Below are 11,881 nucleotides of genomic sequence, written 5' to 3' on the forward strand. Positions count from 1 at the left end.
GCCCCACCGCGCTCGACCGTCCCAGGAGGCTGCATTGCGAGGATCCGCCACCGACCCCAAGGCCACCGCCGGGCACAGACGCGCACGCAGGACCGCGGGAGCCGTCGCCTCCGCGGCGCTGCTGCTACCCCTGCTCGGCGCGGCCCCGTCCGGCACCGCTCCGCAGGCCTCTTCCGCACAGTTGCAGCGGGCCTTCGCGACCGCGGCCGCCGACTACCACGTGCCGCAGAGCGTCCTTCTCGCCGTCTCCTATCTGCAGTCCCGCTGGGACGCGCACGCCGGTGCCCCGAGCGTCAGCGGCGGCTACGGCCCGATGCACCTCACCGACGCCCGTACGGCCATCGCCGAGGCACCGCACCACAGCGAGGGCACGGAGGACGCCCGGGGCGACAGCTCGCGTGCGGCCCTCCTTCCCGTCGCGCTGGTGCCGGAGAACTCCGAACTCCCGGCCCGGCTCAAAACATTGACCAAGGCGGCCGAGCTCACCGGCCTCTCGGCGGAGCAGCTGCGTACGGACGCGGCCGCGAACGTCGAGGGCGGCGCCGCGCTCCTCGCCGCCGCGCAGCAGGGCCTCGGCGAGCCGCTGAGCGACGACGCGGCCGACTGGTACGGGGCAGTGGCGCGCTTCTCGGGCGCGGACGACAGCGCGACTGCGGCGACGTACGCCAATGACGTGTACGACGTGATCCACGAGGGCGAGGAACGCTTCACCGACGCCGGACAGCAGGTGGCGCTCGCCGCCCAGCCGGAGGTGAGCCCCGACACGGCACAGCTCCGGCGGGCGGGGCTGCGGACGGCCTCGGCCGATGACACGGAGTGTCCCGAGAGCGTGGCCTGCGAGTGGGTTCCGGCTCCGTACGAGGAGTTCGGCGAGGGCGACTACGGGAACCACGACCTCGGCGACCGGCCCGCCTCGCAGAGCATCAAGTACATCGTCATCCATGACACGGAAGGCACCTGGGACGGCGTCCTGAAGCTGGTCCAGGACCCGACCTATGTGTCGTGGAACTACACCCTGCGCTCGACCGACGGTCACATCGCCCAGCATGTGAAGGCCAAGGACGTCGCCTGGCACGCGGGCAACTGGTACATCAACGCCAAGTCGATCGGCCTGGAGCACGAGGGCTTCCTCGCCTCGCCGGACGCCTGGTACACGGAGGAGATGTACCAGGCCTCGGCGCGGCTGGTGAAGTACCTCTCGATGAAGTACGCCATCCCGCTGGACCGGCAGCACATCATCGGACACGACAACGTGCCCGGTCCGACGACGTCGACCATCCCCGGCATGCACACGGACCCAGGCCCGTACTGGGACTGGCAGCACTACTTCACGCTGCTGGGGCACCCCTTCCACCGCACCACGAAGCCGGCCGGCGGGCTGGTGACCGTGCTGCCCGACTTCGACAAGAACCAGCCGGTGTACACGGGCTGCGTCACCAAGGACGAGCCCTGCGCGGCGCACGGCTCCAGCGAGGTGCGGCTCTACTCCCAGCCGGACGAGACCTCGCCCCTCATCAAGGACATCGGTCTGTACCCCAAGGGCGACGCCTCGACGATCGGCGTGAACGACGTCGCCTCGCGCGTCTCCACGGGGCAGCGGTACGCGGTCGCCGGCCACGACGGTGACTGGACGGCGATCTGGTACCTGGGCCAGAAGGCCTGGTTCAAGAACCCGAAGAAGCAGCCGACGGCGGTGAACGCGTCGGGCTTGGTCGTCACGCCCAAGGACGGTCTCAAGGAGATCCCCGTCTACGGGCGCGCCTACCCCGAGAAGGAGGCGTACCCGACGGGTGTGCCCGTCCAGTCGGTCTCGCCCCTGCCCTACAAGCTGCTCGAAGGCCAGCGGTACGCGGTGGGTGACAAGGTGCCGGGCGAGTACTTCTACGCACCGACCTTCGACACCGCACCGCACAAGGTCGTGATCGGCACGGACATGTACTACGAGATCCAGTTCGGCCACCGAGTGGCGTTCGTGCGGGCCGCGGACGTGAAGGTGCTTCCGTCGCACTCGTGATGGCGGGTCCGGGTCCGCGTGCGTGCGGCGGGCCCGGGTTCAAGGGCCCCGGCCTGCGAACCCGGGCCCGATGTCACCCAGTCCGACGACAGCCTGCCATCCGGCGGGGCACGCTGGTCCCGTAGTCCCGACCGAACGGGCGCCTCGCCCGACCACCGGACCCCAGGAGCAGGCCATGGCCTCCGCCGGAGAGACGTCCCACACCCGGACTGTCGTCGCCAACATCTCGCTGTCCCTCGACGGGCGGATCGCCGGCTCCGCCGGTGAGTACGACATGAGCTGGATCGTGCCGCACGCCGTCAGCGACGGCGCCCGCTCGCACATGGTGCACATCACGGGTACGGCCACCACGGCGCTGCTCGGCCGCAAGAACTACCAGGGCTTCTCGGGCTACTGGCCCGCGGTGGCCGACGACGACCACGCCGACCCGCGCGACCGCACGTTCGCGCGCTGGCTCAACGAGGTGGAGAAGGTCGTCTTCTCCAGGACACTGGAGCAGGTGGACTGGCACAACGCGCGCCTCGCCACCGCGGACCCGGCCGCCACCGTCAAGCAGCTGCGGCAGCTGGAGGGAGGCGACATCATCGTGCTGGCCAGCGTCAGCGTCATCCGGCAACTGCTCGACGCCGGGGAGCTGGACCGCCTCAGCATCACCCTGTGCCCGGAGCTCGTCGGCGGCGGCGAACGCCTGTTCACCGACGGGGCGACCATGTCCTCCTCCTGGTCGCTGGCCTCCACGAGCGCCACGGACACGGGCGCGATCCGCCTCCTGTACGACCGGATCCGCACGGGCGGGTGACATTCGGCGACGGCTGGGACGCCTGCGGCCGCCACACGAACGAAGGGCGGCTCAGCCCTGCTGGAAGAGCTCCGCGGGCAGAGGCTTCAGCAGCGTGTACAGGTCGTCGGTGATGGGACGGTCCCAGGCGGCGATGGTCACCAGGACATTGTCACTGCGGTCGAACTGCACGCAGGAGATGCGGGTCTCGGAGAGCTTGAGGCGGCGCACGATGAGGAGGTTGTCGCCCTGCATCACGGGCATGTCCTCGGTCCCGGTGACGGTGACCTCCTCGTCGTTCTCCAGCGCGAGCAGCAGCTGGGCCACCTCGAAGGGGATCTCGCCCTCGGCGACGTCACGGGCCTGGGAGCCCTCCGGCAGATTGCCGATGATCATCGCGGGGCCCCGGCCGCCGAACAGGTCGTAGCGCAGGAAGACGCCCTGGCAGCTGCCGTCGGGGGCGGGCAGCAGGCCCGCACCGAGATTGCCCGGCCAGTCGCCCGGATCCATGGCCAGAACATCGAAGTCGGGCCCGGCGGGCGTGGCGCTGCGGCGGCGGAGGAAGGACATGCCGCAATGGTACGTGCACGGGCGTGCACCGGGCCCCGGGGGCGCCCCGTGTGAGCGGCCAGGGAGATGGCTGCACCCTCGTGTTGGGGACAGCCGTACGGCGCCTATGGCGCCGCTCGTTCCCCCAGCGCGGAGCCGAGTCCTGTGCGGTCCGTGCCCACCTTCCGGTAGACCGCCGACAGCAGGCGCACGACGGTCGGCTCGTCGGTGTGGAGCTCGTCGGCGATCTCGGCCGTGCCGCGGCCCCGGACGGTGAGCGCGGCGGCGGCGCGTTCGCGGGCCGTCAGCGTGTCCGTCTCGGTGCTGTGCAGGCGACGCGGCCGCAGCCCGGCGGCGGCCAGCTCGTCACGGGCCTCTTCGACGAGCCCGTCGGCTCCGCACTGGACGGCCGCGTCGAGCCCTCGGTAAAGGTGTTCGGCAGCTTCCTTGGGGCGTCCGGCACGGCGCAGTTCGGTGCCGAGCGCGACCAGGGCGCAGGCGAGCTCGTACGCGGCCGGAGAGCGCTCCAGATGGCCGACGGACTCCTCGAGGAACTTGACGCGGGCCGAGCCGGAGGAGACATCGGCGGCCGCGCGCAGTGCCTGGCCGATCGCGGAGGGCGTGCCGTACTGGCGGGCGCGGTTCACCGCTTCGAGTGCCGTGGCGACGGCGCGCTCCGGAGCGTCGTGGCTCTCGGCCCGGGCGAGGTGGAGCTGCCAGGGGCACCAGGCGGGGTTGCGCATGCCGCGCGGGTCGAGCCGGCGCCCGGCCGCGGCCAGCTCGGCGGCGGCGTCCTTGGTGAGGCCGCGGGCGAGCAGCAGCTCGCCGTGCACGGTCTGGGCGTCGGGGAAGGTCACGGCGGCCGGGAAGGGCGCACAGAACGCGTAGTCCTCGCCGGTCCGCGCGGCCTCGGCGACCCGACCGCGGGCGAGCAGGATCTGGATGAGCGTGGCGACGGCGTACCAGTGGACGGGGGTGCCGGGTCCGACGCGTTCGGCGAGCCGGAGGCCCGCGCGGACGAAGTCCTCGGCCTCGGCGAGCCGACCGCGGCGGTAGCGGACGTACCCGAGGATCGTGTAGCCGAAGGAGAGGTGCGCGCCGTGCCAGCCCTGCGCCTCGAAGTCGGCGATCCCGGTGGCGAACAGCTCCTCCGTGCGCCCCGGCCGGTCCGCGTACATGAACGTGAGTGCGACCAGGACGGGCACCTCGAAGCCACGGTCGGCCTCGGCCCAGCCGAAGCCTCCGGCGAGGGCGCGTTCGGCGTGGTGGAGGGCGATGTGGGCGGGTTCGCCGCGCAGGGTGGCGTCCCAGGCACGCAGGCCGATGACATAGCGCTCGGTGAGGTCGCGGCCGGTGAGCCGGTCGGCGAGGCGGGCGAGGCGGCGGGAGCGGGCGGGCGAGTCGGGTTCGTCGGCGCGGAACGCGTCCCACATGAACTGCTCGGACTGCATGCGCAGCCGCACCCGGGCGTCGCCGGTCACGCGGATCTCGCGGGCTAGCGTCTCCGAGGCCTCGGCCAGGCGGTCGCTGTGGGCGAGGACCTGGGAGAGGCGGTAGACGATGTTGTGGCGCAGTTCCGGCTCGGCGATGGGCTCTTCGAGGGCGGCGCGCAGATGGTTGACCGTGGTCGCCGGTTCGGTGAGCAGGGAGGCGCAGCCCAGTTCGTACAGGACGGCCGCCCGGTCCTCGAAGGGCGGCGGTTCGCGCAGGGCGCGGGCGAGATAGCGGCGGGCGGCGTCGGGGGCTCCGGCGCGGAGCGTCTCGCGGGCGGCGGCGCGCAGCTGCTGGACGATCCAGGCGTCGCCGTCGGGGTGCGTCTCCAGGAGGTGGCGTGCGGCGGCGGACGGGCCGAGGCCTTCGTCGATGACACACCAGGCGGCCTGACCGTGCAGCGCGACGCGGACGCCGCCGGGTATGGCGCGGTAGACCGCGGTGGCGATGAGGGGGTGGACGAACTCGAGGATGTCGGCGCCGGTGAGGATACGGGCGCCGCGCAGGGCGTCCGCCGCGTCGGCGGCCTCCTCGGAGCCGAGGCCCGCGACGGCGGCGGCGAGCGTCGGATGGATCTCGGTGCCGAGCACCGCGCAGGCCCAGGCGAAGCGGACCGTCGACGGGCCGAGGCGTTCGAGACGGGCGATCAGGCCACTGCCCTTGACGGCGGCCGCCAGGTCGCGCAGCAGGTGCGCTCCGGCCTCCGTCGGGGTCAGTCCGCGGTCGCGTACCTTCGCGGTCAGTTCGACGGCCTCGAAGGGGTTGCCCGCGGTGACCGCCCAGCACTCACGGCAGAACGCGTCGTCGGCCTGGGTGCCGAGGTCCTCCCGTACCAGCCGGGCGACTGCCGCCGCGCTGAGCGGTTCGAGGTCGATGGGGCGCTGGCCCGCGCGCCCCGGCAGACCCCTGAACGCCTCGGCGTGGTCGGGGAGTTCGTCGGGCCGGTAGGCGACGACGAGCAGCAGCGGAAGGTCCTCGGCGCGCGGCGCGAACGCGGCGAGCCAGCTCAGCGACTCCGGGTCGGCCCAGTGCGCGTCGTCGAGGACGAGCACCATCGGGGCGCGCTGTACCGCGAGATGTGTGAGCACCCAGTCGAGGCCGTCGCGCAGTCCCTGCTGGTCGGGCGGGGCGCCCTCGGCCGGCGCGCACAGGCCGAGCGCGGGGCCGACGATCGCGTACCAACTCCCGAGCCGGTCACGGAGTTCGGGCTCCGGTGCCCCGGCGAGCTGTGGCTGCAGGAGCTGGCGGGCGACGTGGAAGGCGACGCGCTGCTCCTGGTCGCCGCCGCGCGCGGACAGCACGGTGCAGCCTTTGGCGGCGGCGCGGCGGCGCACTTCGGCGAGGAGGGTGGTCTTGCCGATTCCGGCACGGCCGGCGAAGGCGAGGAGTGCGCCGCGGGGGCGGTCCGGTGGCTCGCCACCGTCCCTGTGCACGCCGGTGAGCTCGCTCAACGCCTCTTCGGCAGCGGTGAGTTCACTCTCGCGCTCGAAGAGCGTCCGTCGACTCCGTAGGCTGCGCTGTCCCATGATGCACCCCCTGCCACGGTGGTGCAGCCGACGCGGGGAGCAGGTGCGCACCGTGACCTACAGGCACCTCAGCGTACGCCCGGAGCGAGCCCACGGTGCCCGCTCGACCACTTCTGACCGGAACAGTCGGACAACGATCCGCGGTCTACGCGGACTTCTTGTGCCGCTCGTGGTGCCGGGCGACCCTGGCACGGTTTCCGCACGACGGTTTGCACCATTCCTGGCGCGGGTGTTCCTTGATGAAGTACCGCACGCAGCGCGGCGCGTGGCAGGCACGCAGACGTTGCCGGTCGGGGCTCGCGAGGAAGGTCGTCGCGGCGCGGGCGAGGACTGCCGCGAGCGGGATGTCCCGGCTCGGGGCCTCCTCGTGTACGACGGGGTCGGCGTCCTCGGCCCAGACGAGGACGGGAACGGTCGCGGCGAGCGCCGCCGCCGCGTTGAGGCGCTCCACGGCCTGCGGTACGGGCAGCAGCCGGGCGGCGTCGGCCGGGCTCGGCTCGCCCGGCCGTACGGCGCGGGCGAAGAGGGCACGGACGGCGGCGCGGAGCTCGCGGACGGCGGTGAGCGTCGTCGGATCGGCGACGAAACGGTCGGCTCCCGGCAGTGCGTCGCGGTGCGCGTGGACCCAGGCGGTCAGCCCCGCGGGGTCGGCGAGATCGTCGGCGACACCGCCGTGTCCGTCGTGCCGGATGGTCAGGGCGAGGTCCAGGGCGAGCCGGGCGTCTTCGCTGATCGAGTCCTCCATGATGCTAATGATAGGTTCACCGACTTCCATTAACCTTCGAGGAGGGCACTCACTCCTCCAGCGCATGAGGAGGGCACTCATTCCTCTGTGGCCGTCGGCGGCACCACCGCGACCGGGCTCGCCGCGTGCAGGAGTACGGCCTGGGTGACCGAGCCGATCATGCGGGCCGGTGCGAGGAGGCGGCGGCGGTGACGGCCCACGACGAGTAGTTCGGCGTCCTTCGAGGCCGCGACGAGGTGGCCGGCCGCGTGTCCGGGTGGCACGTGGAGATCGACCTGGAGATCGGGGTGTCGTTCGCGGTGCGGGGCGACGAAGCCGTCGGCCAGATTCCGGGTCTCGCCTTCCACCGCATCCTGGTCGAGGGTGGCGGGCGCGAAGTCACCGGGCACGGCCCACGTCGGGTCGGGCCAGGTGTACGCGGCGACCACCTGGACGCGGGCGGCGCGCAGGGCCGCCTCCTCGAACGCGAAGGCGACCGTGGCATCGTCGGGGCTGTCGACGTGGAGGCCGACGACGACACGCGGCCCCGGTTCGACCGGGGGTGCGTCGGGCACCTGGCGGCCGGGGCGCGGCACCACGACCACAGGGCAATCGGCGTCTCGCGCCGCCGCCATCCCGTTGGAGCCGAGCAGCAGGCCGACAAAGCCGCCGCGGCCCCGGGAGCCGAGCACCAACAGCTGGGCGGTTGAGCCGAGTTCGGGCAGCACGGCGCCCGGGGCGCCCTCCAGAGCGACATACTCCGTCGTCGGCAGGTCGGCCCGGCCCGCCAGGTGGGTGCGTACCTGCTCGAGCACATGATCGTCGGTCGGATCCGGTGGTCCGGCGACCAGGACGTCCGGCTGCCCCCAGGGCGCGTACTGCCGTACATGGACCACACGCAGCGGCGCCTGGCGCCTCCGGGCAGCCGCGAGCGCCCACTCCAGGGCGCGCTGGCCGTCGTCCGATCCGTCGACCGCCGCGATGACCGGCAGGGTGCTCATGAAATCCTCGCCTTCGGCACACGCCCTTGATCTTCCTGGGGCCAGCCTGACTCAGGGATGGCCACAGGGCGGGGTGGCGGGGCGTGTGTCCGGAAATCCGGAGGATCTCGTCGCGGTTTCGGGCGGCGGGGGCGCCGGGTGCGGACGGCCCGCGCGGCGGCCGGTTCATCGCAGCGGCCGACCATCGCGGTCGCCATGGCCGAGCGACTGACCGCCGCGGGAAGGCGTGGCCGCGGCACTGCCGGAGGTCGAGGCCGCCGCCCCTCCCCCATACACAGGAGGCGGGGCGGCCCGACCGCCGTCGGCTCAGGTCAGATCGAACTCGCCCTCTCGGGCCCCCGATACGAACGCGCCCCACTCCGCGGGTGTGAAGATCAAGGAAGGGCTCTCGGGCCGGCCACTGTTGCGCATCGCGATGAAGCCCTCGACAAAAGCGATCTGGACGTCTCCCCGCCCTCGGCTGCTGGACTGCCACTCGGCATTGCTGAGGTCCAGCTCCGGCTTGTCCCAGCCCGCGAGCGGGTGCTGCTCGATGGTGCTTTCGGCCACGTCCGTGCTCCTCCCGGTTCGTCGTCCGCGGCCAGCCTAGCGACCGGTTCGGGCGGCGGACAGGCCACGTGAGGGGGACGGTTTCAGGAGGCGGGCGGCGCGGACCCGACCAGCCACATGGAGAAGAACTGCGATCCGCCGCCATAGGCGTGCCCGAGCACCCTGCGAGCCCCGTCCACCTGGTGTTCTCCGGCCTGCCCCCGCACCTGAAGTGCCGCTTCGGCGAAGCGGATCATGCCGGAGGCGCCGATCGGATTGGTGGAGAGGACCCCGCCCGACATGTTGACGGGCAGGTCCCCGTCCAGCTCCGTCACCCCGGATTCGGTGAGCTTCCAGCCCTCGCCCTCCTCGGCGAAACCGAGGTTCTCCAGCCACATCGGCTCGTACCAGGAGAACGGCACGTACATCTCGACGGCGTCGATGTCACGGCGCGGGTCCGCGATGCCGGCCTGCCGGTACACGTCGGCCGCGCAGTCCTTGCCCGCCTGCGGCGACACGAAGTCCTTGCCCGCGAAGAGGGTGGGTTCACTGCGCATCGCGCCGCCGTGCATCCAGGCGGGTGGCCGGGGCGAACGGGCCGCTCCCGCACGGTCGGTGAGGATCATCGCGCACGCCCCGTCCGAGGACGGGCAGGTCTCCGAGTAGCGGATCGGGTCCCACAGCATGGGCGAGGCCTGGACCTTCTCCAGCGTGATGTCGTGCTCGTGGAGATGCGCGTACGGGTTCTTCAGCGCGTTGCGGCGGTCCTTGTACGCGACGAGCGAGCCGACCGTGTCGGGGGCGCCGGTGCGCCGCATGTACGCGCGCACGTGCGGCGCGAAGAAGCCGCCGGCCCCGGCCAGCAGCGGCTGCTGGAAGGGGATCGGCAGCGAAAGGCCCCACATGGCGTTCGACTCGGACTGCTTCTCGTAGGCCAGGGTCAGGACGGTGCCGTGGACGCGTCCGGCGATGAGGTTCGTGGCGACCAGGGCGGTCGATCCGCCGACGGAGCCCGCCGTGTGCACCCGCAGCATCGGCTTGCCGACCGCGCCGAGCGCGTCCGCGAGATACAGCTCCGGCATCATGACGCCCTCGAAGAAGTCGGGCGCCTTGCCGATCACGACGGCGTCGATGTCGGCCCAGGTCAACTCGGCGTCCTGCAATGCGCGTTGGGCCGCCTCGCGGACCAGTCCCGCGATGGACACGTCCCGCCGGGCCGCCACGTGCTTGGTCTGGCCGATGCCTACGACGGCCACGGGCTCCTTGCTCATCGGGCATCCCCTTCGAGTACGGCGACCAGGTTCTGTTGGAGGCAGGGCCCTGAAGTGGCGTGCGCGAGCGCCCGGTCGGACGCGCCCCGATGGATGCGCGCGGCGGCCTCACCGATGCGGATCAGCCCGGCCGCCATCACCGGATTGGCGGCGAGCGCACCCCCGGAGGGGTTGACTGTCACACTCTCGTCGAGCCGCAGCGCCGTGCGCAGGACCACCTCCTGGGAGGTGAAGGGGGCGTGCAACTCGGCGGTGTCGACGGGCCGTTCGAAGGCGCCCGCCCTCTCGGCGGCCAGGCGTGTGGACGGCGAGTCGGTCAGGTCGCGTACGCCGAGGCCGTGCGCCTCGATGCGGTGGTCGATGCCCCGGATCCAGGCGGGCCGTTCGCACAGCTCTCGGGCCCGCTCCCCCGCCGCGAGGATCACGGCGGCGGCACCGTCGCCGACGGGCGGACAGTCGCCGGTACGCAGCGGACGTACGAGGTAATCGCCTTGAGCCACCGAACCACGCAGCTGCGCGTGGGAGTTGGCGGCCGCCGAGGCACGGCTGCGGGCCGCGACGGAGGCGAGGACGGGCTCGTCGGTCTCGCCTGCGTCGATGAGCGCCTGCGCCTGAAGCGCCGCGAGCGCGACGGAATCCGGCCACAGGGGTGCCACGTAGTACGGGTCGAGCTGCCGGGTCAGGACGTCCCGTACGGAGCCGGGCGAGGACTTGCCGTACGCGTACACGAGCGCGGTGTCGACCTCCCCGGTGAGCAGCTTCGTCCACGCCTCGTACAGCGCCCACGCGCCGTCCATCTCCACGTGCGACTCGGAGATCGGCGGCCAGGCGCCCACACCGTCGAGAGCCATCGTGAAGGAGAAGGCACGGCCCGCGAGATAGTCCGTGGAGCCGGAGCACGTGAAGCCGATGTCGCTGGTCTTCAGACCCGTCCGGTCGAGGACGTCGTGCAGGACCGGGATGAGCATCTCCACCTCGGAGACCTCGTCACTGGTGCGCCGGTGGTCGGTCTGCGCGAAGGCGACGACGGCGATGTCCCTGATGGGCGGCATCTACAACAGCTCCTTGTACGTCTCGTAGTCCGCGTCCGGCTCGCCGGTGGGCCGGTAGTGATCGGGATGGCGGCCGCCCTCCGTCCACACCGGCTCGACGCGCAGGCCCATGCGCACCTCGTCGTAGGGGATGCCGCCGATCCGGCCGTGCAGCGCGAGGTCGGCGCCGTCGAGGGCGATGTGCGCGTAGACGTACGGCACTTCGATGTCGAGGTTCTTCGCCTTGATGTTGACGATGCAGTACGTGGTGACTGTCCCTCGCGGGCCCACCTCGACCTGCTCCGAGGTGGCGACTCCACAGGTGGGGCAGGCTCCCCTCGGCGGGACGTACACCTTGCGGCAGGAGGGGCAGCGTTCGCCGACCGTGCGCTGATCGGAGAGGGCGTTGATGTAGCCGCTCTGGGCGCGCCCGGGCGAGTAGACGTAGTCGAGGCGGGCGGGGGCGACGATGCCGGTCACCATGTCCTCGAACCGGCCGCTGTGGCCCGTGAGTTCCGCGACGCCCTCGTACGGTTCGAAGCAGGCGATGTCCGTGATGGCACCGGAGCGCTCCGCGGCCCAGCGGATGCGGATGCGCATACCCGTGCGTACGGCGTCGGGGCCCGGGGCGTCGAGGGCGTGCAGGAGGGCGGTGTCGGCGCCGTCGAGTTTCACCAGGACCCAGGCGAAGGGGGTGTCGAGGGGCTGGCCCCGGCGTGGTTCGTGGTTCCAGGCCCAGGTGGTGACGGTGCCCGTGGGGGCGACTTCGACGAGGTCCCGTATCTCATCGGCGGTGACCGGGTCGTACTCGACGGGCGGGACCAGTGTGCGGCCGTCCGTGGTCTTCACACCGAGGACGACGCGCTCGCGCAGGCCGGTGAGAAAGGCGCTCTGGACGGGGCCGAGCGAGCGGGTGAAGGGGAATTCGACGATGAGCGGGGCTTTGAGGACTTCGGGCATCCCGGGTG

10 protein-coding genes are annotated in these 11,881 nt (G+C 72.1%); 2 read left to right on the plus strand and 8 right to left on the minus strand.

Annotation, left to right across the window (positions count from 1 at the left end):
• Window positions 1-34: 34 nt before the first annotated feature.
• On the plus strand, window positions 35-2,014 hold the full coding sequence (locus AB5J53_RS02955; RefSeq protein WP_369244092.1) for an N-acetylmuramoyl-L-alanine amidase: 1,980 nt from the start codon (window positions 35-37) through the stop codon (window positions 2,012-2,014).
• Between the two features lie 175 nt (window positions 2,015-2,189).
• Entirely contained in the window at window positions 2,190-2,813 is a 624-nt protein-coding gene (locus AB5J53_RS02960; protein WP_369244093.1) for a dihydrofolate reductase family protein, read from the plus strand.
• Between the two features lie 51 nt (window positions 2,814-2,864).
• On the opposite strand, the gene AB5J53_RS02965 is transcribed toward AB5J53_RS02960, so the two are convergent.
• The 8 genes from AB5J53_RS02965 to AB5J53_RS03000 form a co-directional block, all read right to left on the minus strand.
• Window positions 2,865-3,362, minus strand: a complete 498-nt coding sequence (locus tag AB5J53_RS02965; protein ID WP_369244094.1) for a hypothetical protein — start codon at window positions 3,360-3,362, stop codon at window positions 2,865-2,867.
• Window positions 3,363-3,466: 104 nt separating this feature from the next.
• Window positions 3,467-6,358 carry an AAA family ATPase gene (locus AB5J53_RS02970; RefSeq protein WP_369244095.1) on the minus strand — a complete coding sequence of 964 codons (2,892 nt, stop codon included), beginning with the start codon at window positions 6,356-6,358 and terminating at the stop codon, window positions 3,467-3,469.
• 145 nt (window positions 6,359-6,503) lie between these two features.
• Complete coding sequence (locus AB5J53_RS02975) at window positions 6,504-7,103, minus strand: ABATE domain-containing protein (protein ID WP_369244096.1); 600 nt, start codon at window positions 7,101-7,103, stop codon at window positions 6,504-6,506.
• A 77-nt stretch (window positions 7,104-7,180) separates the two neighbouring features.
• Window positions 7,181-8,083, minus strand: a complete 903-nt coding sequence (locus tag AB5J53_RS02980) for a universal stress protein (RefSeq protein ID WP_369244097.1) — start codon at window positions 8,081-8,083, stop codon at window positions 7,181-7,183.
• A gap of 306 nt (window positions 8,084-8,389) precedes the next feature.
• A complete protein-coding gene (locus AB5J53_RS02985; protein WP_099502242.1) occupies window positions 8,390-8,632 on the minus strand; it encodes a DUF397 domain-containing protein in 243 nt (80 codons plus the stop codon).
• 83 nt (window positions 8,633-8,715) lie between these two features.
• Complete coding sequence (locus AB5J53_RS02990; RefSeq protein WP_369244098.1) at window positions 8,716-9,882, minus strand: thiolase domain-containing protein; 1,167 nt, start codon at window positions 9,880-9,882, stop codon at window positions 8,716-8,718.
• A complete protein-coding gene (locus AB5J53_RS02995; RefSeq protein ID WP_369244099.1) occupies window positions 9,879-10,934 on the minus strand; it encodes a thiolase domain-containing protein in 1,056 nt (351 codons plus the stop codon). The genes AB5J53_RS02990 and AB5J53_RS02995 overlap by 4 nt, the downstream gene beginning before the upstream one ends.
• Entirely contained in the window at window positions 10,935-11,873 is a 939-nt protein-coding gene (locus AB5J53_RS03000) for a Zn-ribbon domain-containing OB-fold protein (RefSeq protein ID WP_369244100.1), read from the minus strand. It abuts the gene before it with no gap.
• Between the last annotated feature and the right edge of the window lie 8 nt (window positions 11,874-11,881).

Origin of the sequence: Streptomyces sp. R41 (assembly GCF_041053055.1) — a bacterium.
Classification (GTDB): Bacteria; Actinomycetota; Actinomycetes; order Streptomycetales; family Streptomycetaceae; genus Streptomyces.

What these genes read in the sequence shown, in the direction of transcription:
- AB5J53_RS02960 (WP_369244093.1), top strand. Translation starts at nt 2,190, where the DNA reads ATGGCCTCCGCCGGAGAGACGTCCCACACCCGGACTGTCGTCGCCAAC.
- AB5J53_RS02965 (WP_369244094.1), bottom strand. Translation starts at nt 3,362, where the DNA reads ATGTCCTTCCTCCGCCGCCGCAGCGCCACGCCCGCCGGGCCCGACTTC.
- AB5J53_RS02970 (WP_369244095.1), bottom strand. Translation starts at nt 6,358, where the DNA reads ATGGGACAGCGCAGCCTACGGAGTCGACGGACGCTCTTCGAGCGCGAG.
- AB5J53_RS02975 (WP_369244096.1), bottom strand. Translation starts at nt 7,103, where the DNA reads ATGGAGGACTCGATCAGCGAAGACGCCCGGCTCGCCCTGGACCTCGCC.
- AB5J53_RS02980 (WP_369244097.1), bottom strand. Translation starts at nt 8,083, where the DNA reads ATGAGCACCCTGCCGGTCATCGCGGCGGTCGACGGATCGGACGACGGC.
- AB5J53_RS02990 (WP_369244098.1), bottom strand. Translation starts at nt 9,882, where the DNA reads ATGAGCAAGGAGCCCGTGGCCGTCGTAGGCATCGGCCAGACCAAGCAC.
- AB5J53_RS02995 (WP_369244099.1), bottom strand. Translation starts at nt 10,934, where the DNA reads ATGCCGCCCATCAGGGACATCGCCGTCGTCGCCTTCGCGCAGACCGAC.
- AB5J53_RS03000 (WP_369244100.1), bottom strand. Translation starts at nt 11,873, where the DNA reads ATGCCCGAAGTCCTCAAAGCCCCGCTCATCGTCGAATTCCCCTTCACC.